The sequence below is a fragment of the Shinella lacus genome (assembly GCF_010994755.1).
GTDB classification, from domain to species: Bacteria; Pseudomonadota; Alphaproteobacteria; order Rhizobiales; family Rhizobiaceae; genus Shinella; species Shinella lacus.
Genome location: NZ_WHSB02000002.1, coordinates 183541 through 204913 on the forward strand (window position 1 = coordinate 183541; position 21373 = coordinate 204913).

The following is a 21373-nucleotide window of genomic DNA, read 5'->3' on the forward strand; positions in this document are numbered from 1 at the left end:
GTCAAAGCCCTCCTACGCGAACAGTGGCATAGCGCTCGATCTTTTTCCCGGGGAGCACGAAGGTGAAGAGGCCCCAGATGGGCAAATCGCTTGAATCGTAGGAGATGACGACCGTGAATTGATCCGAATTACCAGGATCGTCCCCAATCACCACCTGCATCTTCGAGCGATTTATAAAGGAGTAATCAAACCGTGACGCTTCGAGATAGCGGTTTACCAGCGTGACCCGTTCCGTCGAATTAATACCCGCGACCGCCGTACGGGCTGCATCGGCGGCGATCTGTTGCACGGAACTCGCGACGCTCAGGTAGATGCCGTAGGCAATGATCGTGAAGAGCACGAGAAAGAAGAGTGGCGCGATGATCGCAAACTCGATTGCCGACGTGCCAGCGCGATCCTTGCAAAGGCGGGACAGAGCATACATGACATCTCCTCCTTAGGATTGTGACGAGGCTGTCCGCATCCACCAATGGATGCTGAGGTCATGGTGCACCCTGAATCTTAAGTTCCCCTTTAGATTGCGCTGTTTTATTCTGAAGCACTTTTTGATTGTGCGCTATTTAGTTTCGCCCTTCTAATATGTTGTGCAAGCGCAGAACTTCGCGCTTGAGCCCTGCGATCTCGTCGATGAAGTGCGTATCAATCTTGTGGTGTAGAGCGATCAACTCGATCTCCGCCTTGAGGTTGACCTCATAGTCCTTGGAGGCCTCGAAGCGGTCGCGGGCGGCCTGCCGGTTCTGCGACATCATGATGATCGGCGCCTGGATGGCAGCGAGCATGGACAGAACGAGGTTCAGGAAGATGAAGGGGTAGGGGTCGAAGGCGTCGCGGGTGAGCAGGATCGTATTGGAAACCGTCCAGACGACCAGGAAGATGAAAAAGCCGATGATAAAGCCCCACGAGCCGCCGATGCGGGCGATGTCGTCGGCTATGCGTTCGCCGAACGATTGTTTGGCCTCATAGGCGACGTTCCTGTCTTCCGACAGGATGCGGCCTTCGCGGGAGTGCAGCAGCACTTCCCGCTCGGTCTCGTCGAGTTCGCTGGCGGCTTTGCCGAAAAGGATCTGGGCGGCGTCGTCGAAGGGTCTCATGGGCCAGGCTCCGGAAAGGGGAATCGGAGCCCTAGCCTAGACCTGTTTAGAAGCCCGCCGCCATCAGTTCCGCATGGGAATTGAAGAAGCGTTCGAGACCGTATTGCTTGCCGAACATGATGTCGTGCTGCAGGAAGCGGAAGTCGCGCACCAGCGGGTCGATCGTCTTCTTGCGCGCCCAGCCGGCCGTGCCCTTGCCCTTGGCGTCGATCAGCATGTAGCGGTCGATGACGCGCAGCTTGTCATGCACCGCGCCGAGGAAGCCGGTATAGTAGGGATGCTCGAAGCCGGCTTCCTTGAGGATGTAGTAGGACAGGAAGGCCGGGCTGATCGTGCCGATCTCCTTTTCCGTGCCGGTCTTGTTCGACCAGATGACGAGCGGCGTTTCGTGCTCCTTCTGCATCTGCTCGGGCGAGCCCTTGCGCGAGGCGGTGATGCCCTTCATGTAGCCGGAGTTCTGGTAGACCGTGTTGAGCGGCGGCAGGTGATCGCCGAAGACGACGATGATCGTCTCGCGGTCGCGCGTCTTCGCCCAGTCCATCAGCATCTTCAGGCTCTGGTCCGCTTCCTTCACGCCCTGGGCGTAGCTGGCGAGCATGCGGTTGTCGCGCGCATCGAGCTTGCCGTCCACGGCAATGTCCGTCTTCGCATAACGCCCGTCATCATAAGGGCCGTGGCCCTGGAGCGTGACGGTGAAGAAGAAGAAAGGGTCTTCCTGCGCATCCGCCTGGCGGATGATCTCCTTGGTCAGCGCCTCGTCCGATGTGAAGTTGCCGCGTTTTGCGAGCGGCGGCATCTTGTCGACGTCCTTGAAGGTCTGGAAGCCGAAGGCCTTGTAGACGCTGGAGCGGTTCCAGAACCAGCCGGAGAACGGATGGATGGCGCGCGCCGTGTAGCCTTCCGCCCGGAAGAAGGTGGCAAGCGACGGGATCGGCTTGCGCACATATTGCTGGTAGGGAATGCTGCCCGTTGGCAGGAAGGCATTGGAGAAGCCGGTCAGCGCCTCGAACTCGACATTGGCGGTGAGGCCGCCGAATTCCGGCGAGAAGACGTTGCCGCTCTGGCTTTCGCGGATCACCGGCATCGGATCGGCGGAGAGTTTCACGCTCTGGATGCGCGTCGGATCCCACAGCGATTCACTCATCACCACAATGACATCGGGCTTGGAGCGGTGCGTGGTGCCGGCCGGCAGCGGCTTCGACGGGATCTTGTCGATCGCATCGACCATGTAGCCGGCAGGCGCCTGCACGTTGGCCATCGGCAGGTTGATGGCGAAAGCCATGACGAAGCCGTTGTGGCGATAGTTCTCCGCCTGGTCCCACATGATCGGGAAGACCTTGAGCCGGTCGCGGACCCAGGAGAACTCGTTGTAGTCCATGATGGAGACGAAGCCCGCGATGAGCGGCAGCGCGACGGCGAGCCGCGTCAGGCGCTCCTTCTTCGTCAGCGGCCGGAAGCGGCGCCAGGCGAAGACCCAGAGGCTGATGAGGGCGACGACGGACGCGACGACGGTCAGTGCAAGGGCTGCGGCCGTCCACGGCCGGTCCTGCACCAGCACCGGCATCAGCTCCATGATCTGGCGGCCGAAGAGCAGGTCGGTCGGATAGAGCGGATCGGTCAGAAAGACCTGTTTCTGCTGAGAAATGACACCCATCAGCACGACGAGCGGCGAGACGAGCAGCACGGCCTTGTGCTGCCGGCCGATAAGCGCATCGATGGCGAGGTAGAGCAGGAAGAACACGCCCGTGGTGGTCCAGGCGGGCTGTTCGGGGTTGGTGAAGTAGAGCCAGGTCTGGTCGACCGAGCCGCGCGTGATAAGCTCGACGGCAACGACGGTCAGGAGGGCGAGAAGCAGGGAGACGGCGAGCGAACGCAGGACCGCCAACGCCTTGATATGACGCGCGAAAAAGCCTGCTTCAACGGCAAGGCCTTCGGCGGCTTCGATAGCCACGGCGGTGGGAGTGAACAGGGCCAAGGCCATCTCCAAACTTCATAAAACTTTCGTACCATTGTCATATGGATGTCATCTTGAACAGGAGATGAACGGTTTCTGCAACGTTCATCCAGTGCTTTGGTTCCCCCTGTTGCATCGCGGCAATGTTCGGCGCGAGACGCTGAAAAACCGGGGTTTGCGCCGAAAGCGCGCGCAAACCGCACGCAAACCCCACCGGCCTTCATTCCCAAAGCGCCCGTCATGCTCTAAAGAGCTTGTCGACCGTTCGAGAGTGCGGCAGCGAGGCGCGGCCGCAGGATCGGACACCATGAGGAAACGGGTCCGCAGACATGACTTCCGAGACTGAAAAGGCGACGCTGCGCATCGCTATTGCGCAATTGAACCCGACCGTCGGCGACGTTGCCGGCAATCTCGCCAAGGCGCGCGCCGCGCGCGAGGACGCCGCCCGCCAGGGCGCCGACCTGCTGCTTCTGACGGAGCTCTTCATTTCCGGCTATCCGCCGGAAGACCTCGTGCTGAAACCCGCCTTCCTGAAGGCCTGCCGCCGCGCGGTGGACGACCTCGCCAACGACACCGCCGACGGTGGGCCCGGCGTCATCATCGGCTTTCCCCGGCAGGACGAGACCGGTCGCTACAACGCCGTCGCCGTGCTCGACGGCGGCAAGGTGATCGCGGTGCGCGATAAGGTCGATCTGCCGAACTACGGCGAGTTCGACGAGAAACGCGTCTTCGACCAGGGCGCCATGCCCGGCCCTGTCAATTTCCGCGGCGTGCGCCTCGGCATTCCGATCTGCGAGGATATCTGGGGCGAGCTCGGCGTCTGCGAGACGCTGGCCGAAAGCGGCGCCGAAATCCTGCTGTCGCCGAACGGTTCGCCCTATTATCGCGCCAAGGTCGACGTGCGCCACCAGGTGGTGCTGAAGCAGGTCATCGAGACCGGGCTGCCGCTCATCTACGCCAACCAGCTCGGCGGCCAGGACGAACTGGTGTTCGACGGCGCGAGCTTCGCCTTTAACACGGACAAGTCGCTTGCCTTCCAGATGAGCCAGTTCGAGGAAACGATCGCGCTCACCACCTGGAAGAAGCGCGGCGACGGCTGGGTCTGCGACGGCGGGCCGATGTCGCGCATTCCCGAGCACGAGGAGGCGGATTACCGCGCCTGCCTGCTCGGCTTCCGCGATTACGTCAACAAGAACGGCTTCAAGAATGTCGTGCTCGGGCTGTCCGGCGGCATCGATTCGGCGATCTGCGCGGCGATCGCCGTGGATGCGTTGGGCGAGGAGCGGGTGCGCTGCATCATGCTGCCCTACCGCTATACCTCGAAGGATTCGCTGAAGGATGCGGCCGATTGCGCCAAGCTGCTCGGCTGCCGTTATGACATCGTGCCGATCGAAGCACCGGTGAGCGGCTTCCTCTCCTCGCTTTCGGAACTCTTCGAAGGCACGGAAGAGGGCATCACGGAAGAAAACCTGCAGAGCCGCACGCGCGGCACGATCCTGATGGCCGTCTCCAACAAGTTCGGCTCGATGGTCGTCACCACCGGAAACAAGTCGGAAATGTCTGTCGGTTACGCCACGCTCTACGGCGACATGAACGGCGGCTTCAACCCGATCAAGGACCTCTACAAGATGCAGGTCTATGCGCTGTCGCGCTGGCGCAATGAGCACACGCCGCCGGGCGCGCTCGGCCCCACGGGCGAGGTGATCCCGAAGAACATCATCGACAAGGCGCCGTCCGCCGAGCTGCGCCCCAACCAGACCGACCAGGATTCGCTGCCGCCCTATCCGGTGCTCGACGACATCCTCGAATGCCTCGTCGAAAAGGAGATGAGCACCGAGGAGATCGTTTCGCGCGGCCATGACGTGGCGACGGTGCATCGCATCGAGCACCTGCTCTACATCGCCGAATACAAGCGCCGCCAGTCGGCGCCGGGCGTAAAAATCACCAAGAAGAACTTCGGCCGCGACCGCCGTTACCCGATCACCAACCGGTTCCGGGATCGGGGCTGAACATGGAGGCGCGCTCCAGCGAGCCGGGCGGTGATGAAAACCGCCCGGATTTCACGACCGAGGAGATCAGGCTCATCCGGTTGTGGTCGCTGAGCGACATGTCGGCCGCCCGGCAGGTTTCGGCGCAGGTCGCCTATTTCGCAACACCGGCGGTGTTCGGAATCTACGGCCTTGCGACCGGCAGCCTCGTCATCGTCGGTGTGGCCTTCACCTGCATCCTTTTGTTGTTGGTCTGGGGTTTCGTTTCGACCTGGCGCGACCAGAGCAATGTCGTGCTGATGCAATCGATCTGCCGGAAGCTGTTGCCGGCGATGGATGAGCAGCGATAACGGCAGGAGAACCCATGCGCAGTTCCGTCGAGATCCACGATATCGTCACCGGTGAGACCCAGGTCGTCTGGCAAACGGAGCGGTTGGTCGAGGCGCCGAATTTTTCGCGGGATGGGCGTTTCCTGGTGATCAATGGCGACGGGTTGCTGTATCGCCTTTCGCTGGATGGCGGCGAGCCGGTGCAGATCGACACGGGGTTTGCGACGCTCTGCAACAACGACCACGGGCTCTCGCCCGATGGCACGTTGCTGGCGATCAGCGACAAGGTGGAGTTCGGCAAGTCGGCGATCTATGTGCTGCCGGCGGAGGGCGGGACGCCGCGGCTGGTGACGCCGAACCTGCCGTCCTACTGGCATGGCTGGTCGCCGGATGGGCCGACATTCGCCTATTGCGGCATCCGCGGCGATCTCTTCGATATCTACACGATCCCGGTCGCGGGCGGCGAGGAGCGGCGGCTGACCTTTGGCGAAGGGCGCAACGACGGGCCGGATTATTCGGCGGATGGCGAATGGATCTATTTCAACTCCAGCCGCACCGGCCGCATGCAGATCTGGCGGGTGCGACCCGACGGTAGCGAGCCCACGCGCATCACCGACAGCCCCTATGGCGACTGGTTCCCGCATCCGTCGCCCGACGGCCGGCACTTGCTGGTGCTCTCCTATGATGGCGATGTCTTCGACCATCCGCGCGATCTCAACGTGCGCCTGCGCCTGATGGACATGGATGGCGGCAATGCACGCGAACTCTTCCCGCTGTTCGGCGGGCAGGGCACGATGAACGTGCCGAACTGGGCGCCGGACGGCGAAAAATTCGCATTCGTGCGCTACGCGCCGGCCGCCTGATCTCTCGATATCCGGTGAGCGCAAGTTAAGTTTTTGCTCACCAGCCCGCTTAAGCGATTTTTGCCGTCTTGCCTGTAGCCTTTGTTCAACAATGTCCGGAAAACCGGGCGGGGGACAGGCAGGGGCAGAGATGACGAGCAAAGCGGAAGAAAGCCGCGCGACACGGCGACGCGGTGTTGGTTTGGTGATCCGGACGGCGGCCGTGATAATCGTGCTGCTGTTCGGCGCCGCCAATTACCTCGTGCTCGACTACGCGATCGAGCGGGCCGACAGTTTTGTCGCCGAGACCGAGCGCACGCTGGTGCGCAACGAGTTCGGCCACCAGATCGACCAGGTCGTACAGTACCAGAGCCAGCTTTCCTTTTGGGACAAGAGCTTCAACGAGCTTGCAGACGGCATGCCGGGCGACGCCTTCGTGCGGGACCAGCTGCGTGACTGGATGTGGTCCGACTTCGGTTTCTCCTGGATGATCTTCGCTTCGCCGGACGGCGAAAAGGTGCTCGGCGTTTATCGCGGGGAAAAGGTTTCCGAGAGCAAGGCGCGCGAAAAGCTGCATTGGGTAAGCGATCTCACCCACAAGGCCGAGCGCAAGTATCGTGAGGCGCTCTCGCCGGACCGCGGCGGCTGGCAGGTGGCGCGCGCGAAGGAGGATCCCGACCTCCTGACCCCGGCGCTGCCGGAAATCCATGTCACCGGCATGCGCCTCATCGACCGCGTCATGAGCATCGTCGTCGTGCAGGCCGTCGTTCCGAAGTCGCTCTATATCCCGGCCCACCGGCTGGAGCCGACACTGCTCATCACCGTCAAGCCGGTCTCGAAAAAGATGCTGGCGAACACCGAGCGACGACTCGGCGTGCACGATCTCGGCTTTACCCCCATCGTGACGCAGGAGCCGGGGCTGGTAATGACGCCGGTCGGCGCCGATGCCTACAATCCCATGGTCGCCTCCTGGCGGCCGAATATGCCGGGCTCCTTCGTCTGGCGCTCGGCGCTGCCGCAGATCGCGATGTTCGTGCTGGTCTTCGCCGGCGTCATGCTCTTCGTCACGCTGCGCTTCTCTGCCCTCATCAAGGCGCTCCAGCGTAGCGAGGCGAAAAACGCCTTCCTCGCGCGGCATGACACGCTGACGGGGCTGAAGAACCGCAGCGGCTTCGACGAGGAGGTGCGCCGCGCCATCCGCAAGGGCGAGACCAAGCCCTTCGCCATTCTCGCGCTCGACCTCGACAAGTTCAAGGCGGTCAACGACCGGCATGGCCACGCGGCCGGTGACGCCGTGCTACAGGCCGTCGCCCGGCGTTTTTCCGATCGTATCGGCAAGCAGGGCTGCGTCGCCCGTCTTGGCGGCGATGAATTCTCCGTGCTGCTCACCGGCGAGCGGAGCTGCGAGGCGCTGCTGGAGCTTGCCGGTAGTCTCGTGCGCGATACGCAGGTGCCGATCGCCTATGACGGCCAGTTGCTCGTCATCGGCGGCAGCGCGGGCATCGCGCAGTTCCCGCAGCACGGCGGCTCGGTGCACGATGTGATGGTGATGGCGGATGCCGCGCTCTACGCCGCCAAGAACGCCGGCCGAAACCGCGCCGTCCATGCGGATCATGTCGGCCAGGAGATGATCATCGAGGCCGGCGAGGCGCGCGCGGCCTGATATAGGGCGCTGACAGGCCGGTGCGCGGCGCGGGCAGGCTTGATCGCGCCGCCAAGCCATGCGCATATCGTTTCCGTCAGGTGCCTGCGTTTCGCAGGAGAATCGGGAATCCGGTGCGGGTGAGAGCCTCAAGTCCGGAACGTGCCCAGCGCTGTGACGGGGATGGTTCGCATCGTAAAAGCTTGAATCGATTCAGGCTTTTGCCACTGGTTGTTCAACCGGGAAGGCAGGTGCGGGGCGCGTGACCCGAAGTCAGAAGACCGGCCTGGCAAGATAGACCGAACCGCGCGGACGGCGGAAGGTTTTGCGCATTGTTGGGGAGATGACGATGCGAGCCGAACCGTGCGACCTTCTGGTCGGGGCGGGCGCCTTTTCCAGCGAGGACAAGGCCGCCGTCTACCATGCCATCGAAACGCGCCGCGACGTGCGCGACCAGTTTTTGCCAGATCCCTTGCCGGACGATCTTGTGGGGCGCCTGCTGCACGCCGCCCACAGCGCGCCCTCGGTCGGCTTCATGCAGCCGTGGAATTTTCTGCTGGTGCGCAGCGAGGCGACCCGGCGCGCGGTGCATGCCGCTTTCCTGAAGGCGAATGCGGAAGCGGCTGCGATGTTCGATGGTGAGCGACAGACGCAATACCGCGCGCTAAAACTCGAGGGCATCCTCAAGGCGCCGCTCTCCATCTGCGTCACCTGCGACTCGACGCGCGGCGGGACCGTCGTTCTGGGGCGCACGCACAATCCGCGCATGGATGTCTATTCCACGGTCTGTGCGGTGCAGAACCTCTGGCTTGCGGCGCGGGCGGAAGGTGTGGGCGTCGGCTGGGTCAGCATCTTCCATGACGCCGACATCCGAAATATCCTCGGCATTCCGGAGCATGTCGAGATCGTCGCCTGGCTCTGCGTCGGCCTGGTCGACCGGCTCTATGCCGAGCCGGAGCTTGCGGTGAAGGGATGGCGGCAGCGCCTGCCGCTGGAGGACCTGGTGTTCGAGGAGCGCTGGCCGGACGCGGGCGTCAGTTGACGCCGGCATCGGCCGGGCGGCCGAGATCGATGGCGGATTCGTTGGCCGGCAGGAAGACCGGGCCGACCGTGCGCACCTTGCTCTTCGCCGGGTCGTAGTCGCGTTCCTCGACCTTCACCGGCAGCTTGGCCGGCGTTTCGTCTTTCTTCGGCAGCGTGTGGATGGTGGTGATCGAGCCACCTTGCTCGTCATTATCCCTGCCGGTGCTCGCAGTCTCGCTGCCCTTCAGCGCCTTCTCGCGCTTGATCATCTCCTGGTAATAGGCCGAGAGATTGCAGCCGCAGGCGCCGGGCTTGGAGAGGTCGCGCGTGCGGTAGGAGAAGGCGTTCGGCATTTCGTAATAGGGCCGGCCGGTGACCGTAGAGGTCATCTGGTCCGTCTCCTGGCCGCTCGTCATCGACTGGTAGAACAGTTCGGTCTGCGTCTCGGGGCACATCATCGCGCAGACCTGCTGGTCGCGGCGGAAATCGAGCGGGGTTGCGCCCGACGAGATCGGGAAGAAGCCGCCGTCGCAGGTGCGCACGCAGACGGTGCGCAGGTTGCCATGGCCGGAACCACCGCCGAGCGAGCGCAATTGCAGACGCTCGCTGCCCTCCGGCGTGGTGCCGAGCGGGAGCGTGCGTTTTTCATCGAGCGTGCGCAGCGTTTCGGTCGCCGCGATCGGCACCATCTTCGCCTCGTCATTGCAGCCGTTGCTTGCGAGCAGCGCGGTCAGGCGGGTGCGCTTGCCCTGCGACGAGGTGCCGCCGGCGAATTCGCGGCGCTTCTTGTCGAGGATGTCGAGGTTGCGCTCCATCTTGCCGATGACCGTCGAGAGCGTGTCGCAGGCCGCCGCATTGGCGCCGCCGACGACGATGATGCTGCCGCCGGAGCAGCCGAGCCGACGCTGGTCGCTCTTGGCCTTGCGAAGCTGGATGTTCTGGCGGGCGATGGCGCCGGCATATTTGCGCGCGCTCGCCGTGTCGACCACCACCTTGGGCAGGTTCGCAAGCTCCGCCTGTATCTGCTCGCACACCGCCGCTGCCGCCGTGCCGCCCGAAAACAAGAGCGGCAAGCCGGTCGCAACGGCAAACAGAAGGCGGGTCAAACCTTTCAAATCGTCGATCCTGTGAAACTGTCGGGGCCGTGGTCCGGCCGCATAAGCATATCCTATCATAGGCTGCATGAAGGGAAGCGCAACGTGCTCCCGCATTTGTGATTAATGCGCGCGGGAAAATATGAGTTGCGTATTCATCTTTTTGCCTGCTGCCCGCAATTGATCTCGCCGGGGGCTTGGTGTAGCACTCTGCGCACATACAACAGCCGGTTATGCGCCCGTCGCCGCGCAGCCGCCGTTTGGCGGAAGACCGGCCCTTCACAGGCAGGTGAACATGCGGATTTCGTCAGTTTTGTTGAGCCCATTCTACGCGCTCCAGCTCGCATCCGGCGCAAAATCCTTCGCCGACAATCCCGTCATCGGCAGCAAATGGCTGAACCGCAAGGGATTGCACGAGAAGCGCGTCTCGCTCGCCATGCGCATGGCCGCCTGGCGCCGCACCAAGCTGGAAAAGCTCGTCGCTCCGGAATATCGCCGGCAATATGCCGAAAACGGCTTTGTGAAGATCGAGGACTTTCTGTCGCCCGAGGTTTTTGCCGCGGTGACCCGCGAGATCGCCGAGCGTGATTTCGAGCGCTACGACATGCTGCAGGGAGAGACCGTCACACGCCGCGCCATCATCGACGACAGCGACTTGGAAAGCCTGCCGGGCTTCAAGGCCGCGCGCAATGATCCGCGCGTCACCAATCTGCTGCGCTACGTCTCCTCGCATGACGGCCAGCCGCTGCTCGTCGTGCAGGTGGTGATGGCGCTGCCGTCGGTCGTCACGCAGGGCTCGACGGACCCGCAGACCGCGCTGCACAGCGATACGTTCCAGCCGACCGCCAAGGCCTGGCTGTTCCTGCGCGATGTCGGCGAGGAGGACGGTCCGTTCTCCTACGTGCCGGGCTCGCACGAGATGACGCCGCAGCGCCTCGCCTGGGAGCGCCGCATCAGCGAGAACGCCGATTCGATCGAGAACAAATATTCCGCCCGCGGCTCGCTGCGCATCATGCCGGACGAGCTTTCGGCGCTGGGTTATGTCCAGCCGGTCAAGATGACGGTCAAGGCCAACACGCTGATCGTCGCCGATACGCATGGTTTCCATGCCCGCAGCCCGAGCTACAAGACGACGACGCGCATCGAGATCTACGGGTCGCTGCGCCGCAATCCGTTCCTGCCGTTCACCGGCCTGCACATCGCCTCGCTGCCTTTCATCGCGTCCGGCATGAACCGGCTGATCATCAATGCGATGGGTTTTCGCGCCAAGCTCGGCCTCAAGGGCTCGCCCTGGAAGGATGCCGGCAAGGGCAAGGCCGATGAATGGTCGAAGCGGCTGAAGCAGCCTTCGGCCTGACCCTGACGAATCGTCGGATCGGCCGTGCTGCCCTTGCAAGGCGGCCGGTCCGGCCCTAAATGTCCGGCATCGTCAATGCCGACCGGATGGTGCACCATGGATTTCAACCCGACCACAAATCGACGTCGTTTTGTCCTCGGGGAATTTTCCATCCATGCCGCATTCCATCACGCTTTCCAAAATCACCTGGTCCACGCCTGACGGCCACACCCTTCTTTCCGATCTCGACCTGACCTTCGGCGCCGAGCGCGCCGGCCTCATCGGCCGCAATGGCGTCGGCAAGACCACGCTGCTGAAACTCGTCACCGGCGATCTGGTGCCGCAGGCCGGCACCGTCACCGTCGATGGCACGCTCGGCCTGTTGCGCCAGAGCGTGCAAGTCTTTGCCGACGAGACCATCGCCAGCCTGTTCGGCATCGTCGACGCGCTCGATCTGCTCGCCCGCGCCGAGCGCGGCGAGGCTGAGGCGCTTGAACTCGCTGACGCTGACTGGACGCTGGAGGCGCGGCTTTCCGCAGCGCTGGCGCGTGTCGGGCTGGAGGCCGCGCCGGAAACGCCGCTTGCGTCGCTCTCCGGCGGGCAGCGCACGCGGGCAGCACTTGCTGCCCTGATTTTCGCGGAACCGGATTTCCTGCTGCTCGACGAGCCGACGAACAATCTCGACCGCGATGGGCGCCGGGCAGTGATCGACATGCTGGCCGGCTGGCGGGCCGGCGCGATCGTCGTCAGCCACGACCGCGAGCTGCTCGAAACCATGGACGCGATCGTCGAACTCACCACGCTTGGCGCCACCCGCTACGGCGGCAATTGGAGCGCCTATCGCGCCCGCAAGGCGCAGGAGCTCGCCGCCGCGCATCGCGACCTCGCGGATGCGGAAAAGCAGGCCGCGGAGGTGGCGCGCACCATGCAGACCATCGCCGAGCGCAAGGCGCGCAAGGACAGCGCCGGACGCCGCAAGAAGGCGAGGGGCGACATCCCGCGCATCATGCTGGGCGCGATGAAGGAGCGCAGCGAGCTGACCAGCGGTGCGAATGCCCGGCTTGCCGAAAGCCGGCAGGGGCAGGCGGCGGATGCCGTGGCGGCGGCGCGCGAACGCATCGAAATCCTCCAGCCGCTCACCGTCAGCGTGCCGCCGACCCATCTCGCCACGGGAAAATCGGTGCTGAAGATGGAGGGCGTCACGGCAGGCTATCTGCCGGAGCGGCCCGTTATCCGTGACCTCTCCTTCGCCATGACCGGCCCGGAGCGGGTCGCCGTGACGGGGCCGAACGGTTCCGGCAAGACGACCTTTCTGGGGCTCGTCACCGGAGACATCCAGCCATGGCAGGGAAGCGTGCGCCGCTTCACCGACTTCGCCATGCTCGACCAGCGCGTGAGCCTGCTCGATCCGGCGCTGTCGATCCGCGACAACTTTCGCCGGATCAACCCGGCTGCCGATGAAAACGCCTGCCGGGCAGCGCTGGCGCGCTTCATGTTCCGCGCTGACGCCGCCTTGCAGATCGTTGGCAGCCTCAGCGGCGGCCAGCTGCTGCGCGCCGGCCTTGCCTGCGTGCTCGGCGGCGCCACACCGCCGCCGCTGCTCATCCTCGACGAGCCGACGAACCATCTGGACATCGACTCGATCGAGGCGGTGGAGGCGGGCCTGCGCGCCTATGACGGTGCATTGCTCGTCGTCAGCCATGACGAACCGTTCCTGGAGGCGATCGGCATCACACGGCGGCTGGAGCTTTTGGGTGCATCTCTCCTCCGTCATGGTCGGGCTTGAGCCGACCATCCACGCAGCGGGGCCGCCTGGATCCTCGGGGCGAGCCCGAGGATGACGTAGAGAGTGGGGGCGAGGTTCGGCAGCGATCTGAACCGGGTGCACGACCCGGTCCACCACCGTTAGGCGCGGCCGAAGTGTTCGATGACCTCGGCGAGTGGTATGTGCCCCTTGAAGGCACCGGAGCCGACCGGGGTTTCGCCGTCCTCCAGGGCTGTTGCAAAGCGCACCGCCGGGTCTGCCTCCAGCCGGCGGCGGATGGCTTCGATGCGGGGCCAGCGGCTGGCGGGGGCCACCTCGTGGTAGTCCAGCCAGCGGGCGACGCCGATCAGGACGCCGTCTGCGAGGGTGGGATGGTCGCCGACGAGGTAGGCCGTGTCGCCGAGCATGGCTTCCAGCTTGTCGTGCCGCTCGATGACGGCTTTGCGGCCCCATGTCCTGAGCGATTGCTGCAAGACCGGGTCCGGCGTCTCCATTTCGAGCGCGGACCAGAGCGGGCTGAAGGCGCCGGTGAAGCCGGTGTTGAGATAGGCCATCAACTGGTGCATGCGATCGGCCTCGGGGGACTTGGGGGCGAAGCTGATGCGGCGTTCGGTGTCCCGCGCGGCAAACCAGTGGGCGATCGCCATGGTTTCGGTGATGACCCGGCCGTCGTCGGTGACGAGCGCCGGTGTTTCATGCCGGGCGTTGAGGCGGGCATAGGATGGGTCGCGCATTTCGCCCAGCATGTCTACGCGGCAGAGCCTGTAGGGCTTGCCGAGCCATTCGAGGGACGAGACGAGGCCCATGGAGCTTCCGGCGGGAAAGCCGTAGATGAGGATCGGTTCCAATGGTGTTCTCCGTGATTTCTGTTGACCACGCTGCGCAGCGACACTGGACCTAAGCGCTCTCCGCCCCCATGTAAATTACGCACATTTTTGTCACCACGCCGGAGCCCGCCATGAAGGATCTCGTTTCCCGTTGCCCGATCGAGGAGGTCATGCAGGTGCTCGGTGGCCGCTGGCCGACGCTCTTGATCTACTATCTGAAGGACGGCACGAAGCGATTCAGCGACCTGCGCCGCGACAATCCCACTGTCTCGCACCGCATCCTGACGCTCGAACTGCGCAAGCTGGAACAGGCCGGAATCGTCGAGCGCACCGTCTTCGACGGCTATCCGCTGCGCGTCGAGTATGACCTCACGCCCGCCGGCCACACGCTGATGCCACTGGTCGATGCGCTGGGCGATTGGTGGGAGGCGCACGACGCGGCGCGACCGGCCGCGCAAACGAAAACGGCCGCCGAGGCGGCGGCCGTTTCGTAAGGCGCAAGGATTTCCGATCAAACCGGGTAGGAGGCTTCCACCACGGCAAGCGCCGCCATGTTGACGACGCCGCGCGAGGTGGCGGACGGCGACAGGATATGGGCGGGAAGCGCAGCGCCGAGCAGGATCGGGCCGACATGCAGCGAATCCGTCATGGTCTTCACCACGCCGAGCGCGATGTTGGCGGCGTCGAGGTTCGGGAAGACGAGCAGGTTGGCTTCACCGGTCAGCGTCGAATCCGGCATGACGCGCTGGCGCAGCGCCTCGGAGATGGCAGCATCGCCGTGCATTTCGCCGTCGGCTTCCAGCGTCGGGTCCATGTCGCGCACCAGCGCCATGGCTTTGCGCATCTTGAAGGCGCTTTCCGAATCGCGTGAACCGAAATTCGAATGCGAGACAAGGGCGGCGCGCGGCGTGATGCCGAAGCGGCGGATTTCCTGGGCGGCCATCACCGTCATCTGCGCCACTTCCGCAGCCGTCGGCTCGCAGGTGACGTAGGTGTCGGTGAAGAAGGTCGCGCCGCGCTGAGAGATCAGTAGGCTGAGGGCGGAGAAATTCAGCACGCCGCCCTTCTTGCCGATGATCTGGCTGACATCGCGCATGTGGCGGGCATAGCGCCCTTCGACGCCGCAGATCAGCGCATCGGCCTCGCCGCGCTTGACGGCGAGCGCGCCGATGACCGTCTGGTTGGTACGCACGATGGTGCGGGCGGCTTCCGGGATCACGCCCTTGCGGCCGACGATGCGGAAATAGTCGTCGACATAATCACGGAAGCGCGGATCGTCTTCCGGGTTCACCACTTCGAAATCCACATGCGGGCGCACGCGCAGGCCGTAACGCTTCAGGCGCGTCTCGATGATGTGCGGACGGCCGATGAGGATCGGCTTGGCGATCTCCTCCTCCAGCAGCACCTGGGCGGCGCGCAGCACGCGTTCGTCCTCGCCTTCGGCAAAGATCACGCGCTTCTTGGCGGCGTTCTTCGCGGCGGCGAAGATCGGCTTCATGATGAAGCCGGAGCGCCAGACGAAGCGGTTGAGCTGGTCCAGATAGGCGTCAAAATCGGTGATCGGGCGCGTCGCGACGCCGGTTTCGGCCGCCGCGCGCGCCACGGCCGGCGCGATGCGCAGGATGAGGCGCTGGTCGAAGGGCGAGGGGATCAGGTAGTTCGGCCCGAAGCTCGGCGTGTCGCCGGAATAGGCGCGCGCGGCGACGTCCGACACCTCCTCGCGGGCGAGCGCTGCGATGGCGCGCACCGCCGCCATCTTCATCTCCTCGTTGATCGTGCGCGCGCCGCAATCGAGCGCGCCGCGGAAGATGTAAGGGAAGCAGAGAACGTTGTTGACCTGATTGGGGAAATCCGAACGGCCGGTGCAGATCATCGCGTCGGGACGCGCGGCGCGTGCCTCTTCCGGCATGATTTCCGGCGTCGGGTTGGCGAGCGCCATGATGAGCGGGCGCTCGGCCATGCGGGCGAGCAGTTCCGGCTTCAGCACGCCGGCAGCCGAAAGGCCGAGGAAGACGTCGGCGCCGTCGATCGATTCGGACAGCTGGCGCTTGTCCGTCTCCTGTGCGTAGACGGATTTCCACTGGTCCATCAGCGCTTCGCGGCCCTTGTAGACGAGGCCTTCGATGTCGTGCACCCAGATGTTCTCCACCTTCGCGCCGAGCACGACGAGCTGGTTGAGGCAGGCGAGCGCTGCCGCACCGGCACCCGAAGCGACGATCTTCGCCTCATGCAGCGACTTGCCGGCAAGCTCCAGGCCGTTCAGCACTGCCGCCGCGACGATGATCGCCGTGCCGTGCTGGTCGTCGTGGAAGACGGGGATGTCCATCTTCTCGCGCAGCTGGCGCTCGACCTCGAAACATTCCGGCGCCTTGATGTCTTCGAGGTTGATGCCGCCGAACGTCGGCTCCAGGGCGGAGACGACATTGACCATCTCGTCGACGGTCGGCGCGTCGATCTCGATGTCGAAGACGTCGATGCCGGCGAATTTCTTGAAGAGCACCGCCTTGCCCTCCATCACGGGCTTGGAGGCGAGCGGGCCGATATTACCGAGGCCGAGCACGGCCGTGCCGTTCGAGACGACGGCGACGAGGTTGGCGCGGGCTGTATAGTCGGCGGCCGTGCTCGGGTCGTCGCGGATGGCGAGACAGGGGGCGGCAACGCCCGGCGAATAGGCGAGCGCCAGGTCGCGCTGGTTGCCGAGCGGCTTGGTGGGGGTGATCTCGAGCTTGCCGGGGCGGGGATGGCGGTGGAAGAAGAGAGCCTGCTGATCGATATCGCCGCTTGCGGGTCCGTCCTGCGTCCTCGATTTATCGCCCGTGCTCATGGTGCTCCCTGTCATATGCTGTTTTCGTTGCGGCTCTTTCTGCCATGAAACCGCCGCTACGTGAAGTTTCCGGAACATTCCATAAAGCCGCAATCAGCGACCTGTGCAATGCCTATTTACGGACCGGAAATGCATAGGTGTGTCATCAATTTGAAACAGGAGTCTGGTTTTCAACGGAGCCAAAGCCGCCCGTTATGAAGATGTTTGCGGCGGCCGGCCACCCGGAGACCAAGGCATGACTGCGACCCTCGCCGACCCGAATGTCCGTCATTTCCGCACGCTGTTCATCTCGGATGTGCATCTGGGATCGAAAGCGGCCAAGGCGGATTTCCTGATCGATTTCCTGCGTCACCATGAAGCGGAGACGATCGTGCTCGTCGGCGACATCGTCGACGGCTGGCGCCTCAAGCGCAACTGGTACTGGCCGCAGGCCTTCAACGACGTCACGCAGAAGTTCCTGCGCAAGGCGCGCAAGGGCACGCGCATCATCTACATCCCCGGCAACCACGACGAATTCCTGCGCGAATTCCCCGGCACGCATTTCGGCGGTGTCGAGGTGGCGCAGCGCATCATCCATGAAGGTGCGGACGGCAAGCGCTACCTCGTGCTGCATGGCGATGAGTTCGACGTCGTGGTGCGCCACGCCCGCGTCGTCGCCTATCTCGGCGACTGGGCCTATGACGCCGCCATCGCCATCAACGTCGTGTTCGCCGCGGTGCGCCGCAGGCTGGGGCTGCCCTACTGGTCGTTCTCCTCCTGGGCCAAGCAGCAGGTGAAATCGGCCGTCAACTTCATCGGCGAGTTCCAGAAGGTGGTGGCCGAAGAGGCGCGGCGCAACAATGCCGATGGCGTGATCTGCGGCCACATCCACCATGCCGTCATCACCGAGATCGACGGCATCCGCTACATCAACAGTGGCGACTGGGTGGAAAGCTGCACGGCGATCGCCGAGCACCATGACGGCGAGATGGAACTGATTACCTGGCAGAAGATTTCGACCTCGACCGTGCCGGTCGCGCTCGCCTCGCGCAACATCGGCGCCATCGAGCCTGCCGGGGCGGAAGCCGCCTGACGCGGCATTCCCGTATTGCCGCCGATTTCGGCGGCAATGGCGTCCGGTAGAAATAGCGGATTGGCGTACGTACATCGGCGTGCTAGAGCCCGGAGCGTCTCCCAACGCAGGTTTCCCGCCAATGACTGCCCCTTCCGGGTTTACCGTGACCTCAGGCGCGCCGCCGTTCTTCGCCGCGCGCATCGCCCTCGTTTTCTGTGCGCCGATGATGGTCAACGGCATTGCGCTGCCGTTCTTTCCGGTTTGGCTCGAAACCCTGTCGATGAGCGATTTCCAGATCGGCATCGTGTTGGCCGTGCCGTTGTTCGTGCGCGTCTTCACGGCGCCGGTGGCCGGTATCATCGCGGACCGGATTGGCGAGCGCTCGATCGTGCTGATCTGGTCGGCGCTGCTTTCGCTCGCAACCGCGATCGCGCTCTTTGCCACCGGCTCCTTCTGGCCGGTGCTGCTGCTCTATACGCTGCAAGGTGCGGTCTATTCACCCTATGTGCCGATTACCGAGGCGATCATGCTGTCCGGCGTGCGGCGCTGGAATTTCGACTATGGCAAGATGCGTCTCTGGGGCTCGCTCGCCTTCATCGTCGCGACGATGATCGGCGGCTGGCTTGCCGGGCTTTATGGCGGCGCCATGGTGCTGCCGGCGATGGCGGCCGCCTTCGTGCTGACGGTGCTCGGCGCCGTGATCGCGCCCAGGATCGGCAAGCCACGCCGGCCCTCGCCGATCACTGCGATTGCCGAAGTGCCGCGAACGAGCACGCTGCGCCAGCGAGATGTGCAGCTCATGCTGATCGGCGTCTCGCTCGTCAATGCCAGCCACGCCATGCTCTTCGCCTTTTCGGCGATCTACTGGCAGAAGATGGGTTTCAGCGGAGTGGATGTCGGCATCCTGTGGAGCGCCGGCGTGCTGGCGGAGGTGGTATTCTTCCTCTTCGCCGTCCAGCTCCGGCGGCGCTTCAATTTGTGGTCGATGATGATCTTCGGCAGCACGGTCGCCGTCGCCCGCTGGATCCTCTTTCCGATGGAAATGTCCTTCGCCGGCTACTTCATGCTGCAATGTCTGCATGCCTTCACTTACGCGATCATCCACATGAGCGTGCAGAGCCGGCTGGTGGAGCGCGTGGCGGAGGAGCAGGAAGCGGCGGCGCAGGGGCTCTATTTCTTCTACACCGGCATCTTCACGGCGCTCGCTACCTTCCTGTCGGGCTATGCCTTCAGCTGGTACGGCGTGCAGGGTTTTTACCTGATGTCGGTCGTCGCGGCGGCCGGCCTCGTCTCGGTCATTGCCGGGCGGCTGGTCGCGCCAAGCGCTCAGCCCCAGAGTGTTGCGTCCGGCGGATAGACAGACGAGCCTTCGTAATGCAGGCCCGGCTCCCGGTCGCGCGCCAGCAGCAAGGGGCCGTCGAGATCGACGAAATCGGCGCCCTGCGCCAAGAGAACGGCCGGCGCCATACCGAGCGATGTGCCGACCATGCAGCCCACCATAATCTTGAGGCCATGGCGCTTTGCCGCCTCGCGCAACGCTAGCGCCTCCGTCAACCCGCCCGCCTTGTCGAGCTTGATGTTGATCGCGTCGTAGCGGTCGATGAGGCTTGCCACATCCTCGGTGCGGTGCACGCTCTCGTCTGCGCAGACGGGAATGGGGCGGGCGAGGCCGCGCAGGGCCGAATCATCGCCGGCCGGAAGCGGCTGTTCGACGAGGGCGATGCGCGCCTCGGCGCAGATCGAAAAATGATGGGCGAGGTTTTCCGCCGTCCAGCCTTCGTTGGCATCGAGGATGATGGCGCTTTCGGGTGCCCCGGCGCGCACGGCGCGGATGCGCGCGGCATCGTCCACTGTCCCGACCTTGACCTTCAGCAGCGCCCGCCAGGCCTGTTCCGCCGCCTGCCGCTGCATTGCCTCGGGCTCGCCAAGCGAGAGCGTATAGGCGGTGACGAGTTTCTGCGGGGCGCTCGTGTTGATCACCTGCCAGGTCGGCACGCCGGAGAGTTTGGCTTCAAGGTCCCAGAGCGCGCAGTCGAGCGCGTTGCGCGCCGCACCGGCCGGCATGACTTGGGCAAGCTCCTCGCGGCCGATGCCGTCCTCGATCGCGCCGCGCATCTCTTCGATGGCCGCGAGCACGCCGGCGACCGATTCGCCGTAGCGCGCATAGGGCACGCATTCACCGCGGCCGATTAGGCCCGAAGCGCCGATCGTGCAGGTCACCACCTCGGCCATCGTCTTCGCGCCGCGCGAAATCGTGAAGGTTCCGGCAATCGGGAAGGTTTCCGGCGTGGCGAGCAAGGTGCGGTGCATTGTGTCGATCCTGGCATGGTCCCCGAAAAAATCGGGGCGTGGCGCGGCTTTTGCCGGTTCGTTCGGTGACAGAGGGGCGGCGAGCCGATAAGACAGGCGCATGTTGTCCCCAGCACACGGGAAGATGCAAGAGACTTGACCGCCGCTGCCCGTACCTCACTCGACATCGCGACCGAAAGCCTGCCCGGCAATTGCGGGGAGATCTGGCGTCTCACCGGCGAATGGGTGAACGCGTCCGCAGTTGCCGCCAGCAAGCGGCTTGAGGAGCTCGGCCGCGGGCAGGGCGGCGCGCTGGAGATCGACCTCAGCGGCGTCGCGGCCATGGATACCGCCGGCGCCTGGCTGTTGCGCCGCGCGATCACCGAGCGGCAGGCCGGTGGCGCCGATGTAAGCCTGACGGACCGCGAAGGCGCCAATTACGCCGACCTGATCTCTGCCCTGCCGGAAAAGCTTGCCGAGCCCGGCGATGGTGACGGCGAGCGCAAGACGCTGTTCGAGCGCGTTTTCGAACCCGTCGGCCGCGTGATGGTGGAGGTGTGGGACGACACGGTCGCTGCCATGTTCATCCTCGGTTCGGCGGTGCGCGGTGCCCAGCTCAAGCTCGGCCGGCAAAGCGGCCTGTCGCCGGCGGCGATCGTCCACCAGATCGACCGCATGGGTGTTCGCGCCGTGCCGATCATCCTACTGATGTCCTTTCTTATCGGCGCGATCATCGCGCAGCAGGGCGCCTTCCAGCTTCGTTACTTCGGCGCGGAAGTCTTCGTCGTCGACCTCGTCGGCATTCTCCAGTTGCGCGAAATCGGCGTGCTGCTCACCGCCATCATGATCGCCGGGCGCTCCGGCAGCGCGATCACGGCCGAAATCGGCTCGATGAAGATGCGGGAGGAGATCGACGCGCTGAAGGTCATGGGCCTCAGCCCGATTGGCGTGCTGGTCTTCCCGCGGCTCGTGGCGCTCACCATCGCGCTGCCGCTTCTCACCATTATCGCCAATTTTGCCGCACTGCTCGGGGCGGCCTTCGTCTCCTGGTCCTATTCCGGCATCACCTTCGATACGTTCCTGTCGCGGCTGCGCGAGGCGATCGACCTTTCGACGATCGTTTCCGGCATGATCAAGGCGCCCTTCATGGCGCTGATCATCGGCATCGTCGCCTCCGTGGAAGGCCTGAAGGTCGGCGGCAGCGCCGAATCGCTCGGCCGCCACGTCACCGCCGCCGTGGTGAAGTCCATTTTCGTGGTCATCCTCGTCGACGGCCTCTTCGCCATGTTCTACGCCGCAATCGACTTCTGAGGAC

18 protein-coding genes and 1 riboswitch are annotated in these 21373 nt (G+C 64.3%); of the genes, 11 read left to right on the top strand and 7 right to left on the bottom strand.

Annotation, left to right across the window (positions count from 1 at the left end):
* Position 1: 1 nt before the first annotated feature.
* From GB927_RS05425 to GB927_RS05435, 3 genes are all read right to left on the bottom strand, one after another.
* Entirely contained in the window at positions 2-424 is a 423-nt protein-coding gene (locus GB927_RS05425; RefSeq protein WP_256115628.1) for a TadE/TadG family type IV pilus assembly protein, read from the bottom strand.
* A 136-nt stretch (positions 425-560) separates the two neighbouring features.
* Entirely contained in the window at positions 561-1091 is a 531-nt protein-coding gene (locus GB927_RS05430) for a DUF1003 domain-containing protein (protein ID WP_256115629.1), read from the bottom strand.
* Positions 1092-1137: 46 nt separating this feature from the next.
* Positions 1138-3072 (bottom strand): LTA synthase family protein, encoded by a 1935-nt coding sequence (locus GB927_RS05435; protein WP_439655470.1) that lies wholly within the window; start codon positions 3070-3072, stop codon positions 1138-1140.
* Positions 3073-3374: 302 nt separating this feature from the next.
* Here GB927_RS05435 and GB927_RS05440 point away from each other — a divergent pair, with 302 nt between their 5' ends.
* The 5 genes from GB927_RS05440 (at position 3375) to bluB (ending at position 8888) form a co-directional block, all read left to right on the top strand.
* Complete coding sequence (locus GB927_RS05440; RefSeq protein WP_256115630.1) at positions 3375-5054, top strand: NAD+ synthase; 1680 nt, start codon at positions 3375-3377, stop codon at positions 5052-5054.
* 2 nt (positions 5055-5056) lie between these two features.
* Positions 5057-5383, top strand: coding sequence for a hypothetical protein (locus GB927_RS05445; protein ID WP_256115632.1), 327 nt, complete (start codon positions 5057-5059; stop codon positions 5381-5383).
* A 14-nt stretch (positions 5384-5397) separates the two neighbouring features.
* A complete protein-coding gene (locus GB927_RS05450; protein ID WP_256115633.1) occupies positions 5398-6225 on the top strand; it encodes a TolB family protein in 828 nt (275 codons plus the stop codon).
* 202 nt (positions 6226-6427) lie between these two features.
* A complete protein-coding gene (locus GB927_RS05455; protein ID WP_256115634.1) occupies positions 6428-7867 on the top strand; it encodes a diguanylate cyclase domain-containing protein in 1440 nt (479 codons plus the stop codon).
* 61 nt (positions 7868-7928) lie between these two features.
* Positions 7929-8150, top strand: a riboswitch (cobalamin riboswitch).
* A gap of 45 nt (positions 8151-8195) precedes the next feature.
* On the top strand, positions 8196-8888 hold the full coding sequence (gene bluB / locus GB927_RS05460) for a 5,6-dimethylbenzimidazole synthase (protein WP_256115635.1): 693 nt from the start codon (positions 8196-8198) through the stop codon (positions 8886-8888).
* Here the strand turns inward: bluB and GB927_RS05465 are convergent.
* Complete coding sequence (locus tag GB927_RS05465; protein ID WP_256115636.1) at positions 8881-9984, bottom strand: DUF2865 domain-containing protein; 1104 nt, start codon at positions 9982-9984, stop codon at positions 8881-8883. The two genes, bluB and GB927_RS05465, sit on opposite strands and share 8 nt — an antisense overlap.
* A gap of 295 nt (positions 9985-10279) precedes the next feature.
* On the opposite strand from GB927_RS05465, the gene GB927_RS05470 reads away from it, so the two are divergent.
* On the top strand, positions 10280-11320 hold the full coding sequence (locus tag GB927_RS05470) for a phytanoyl-CoA dioxygenase family protein (RefSeq protein ID WP_256115637.1): 1041 nt from the start codon (positions 10280-10282) through the stop codon (positions 11318-11320).
* A 154-nt stretch (positions 11321-11474) separates the two neighbouring features.
* Positions 11475-13085 (top strand): ABC-F family ATP-binding cassette domain-containing protein, encoded by a 1611-nt coding sequence (locus GB927_RS05475; RefSeq protein WP_256115639.1) that lies wholly within the window; start codon positions 11475-11477, stop codon positions 13083-13085.
* Between the two features lie 119 nt (positions 13086-13204).
* On the opposite strand, the gene GB927_RS05480 is transcribed toward GB927_RS05475, so the two are convergent.
* The gene (locus tag GB927_RS05480; protein ID WP_256115640.1) at positions 13205-13912 is read right to left on the bottom strand and encodes a glutathione S-transferase family protein; all 708 of its coding nucleotides are present in this window, start codon (positions 13910-13912) and stop codon (positions 13205-13207) included.
* Positions 13913-14022: 110 nt separating this feature from the next.
* Between GB927_RS05480 and GB927_RS05485 the strand changes: the two genes are divergently transcribed.
* On the top strand, positions 14023-14385 hold the full coding sequence (locus GB927_RS05485) for a winged helix-turn-helix transcriptional regulator (RefSeq protein ID WP_256115641.1): 363 nt from the start codon (positions 14023-14025) through the stop codon (positions 14383-14385).
* A gap of 17 nt (positions 14386-14402) precedes the next feature.
* Here the strand turns inward: GB927_RS05485 and GB927_RS05490 are convergent, their stop codons facing one another.
* A complete protein-coding gene (locus GB927_RS05490; protein WP_256115642.1) occupies positions 14403-16715 on the bottom strand; it encodes an NADP-dependent malic enzyme in 2313 nt (770 codons plus the stop codon).
* Between the two features lie 235 nt (positions 16716-16950).
* Between GB927_RS05490 and GB927_RS05495 the strand changes: the two genes are divergently transcribed.
* Both GB927_RS05495 and GB927_RS05500 read left to right on the top strand, forming a co-directional pair.
* Positions 16951-17787, top strand: a complete 837-nt coding sequence (locus GB927_RS05495; RefSeq protein WP_256115643.1) for a UDP-2,3-diacylglucosamine diphosphatase — start codon at positions 16951-16953, stop codon at positions 17785-17787.
* Positions 17788-17908: 121 nt separating this feature from the next.
* Entirely contained in the window at positions 17909-19126 is a 1218-nt protein-coding gene (locus GB927_RS05500; RefSeq protein WP_256115644.1) for an MFS transporter, read from the top strand.
* Here the strand turns inward: GB927_RS05500 and dgcA are convergent.
* Entirely contained in the window at positions 19096-20079 is a 984-nt protein-coding gene (gene dgcA / locus GB927_RS05505) for an N-acetyl-D-Glu racemase DgcA (RefSeq protein ID WP_256115645.1), read from the bottom strand. The two genes, GB927_RS05500 and dgcA, sit on opposite strands and share 31 nt — an antisense overlap.
* Positions 20080-20280: 201 nt before the next feature.
* Between dgcA and GB927_RS05510 the strand changes: the two genes are divergently transcribed.
* Positions 20281-21369, top strand: coding sequence for an ABC transporter permease (locus tag GB927_RS05510; protein WP_369431629.1), 1089 nt, complete (start codon positions 20281-20283; stop codon positions 21367-21369).
* Positions 21370-21373: the final 4 nt, after the last annotated feature.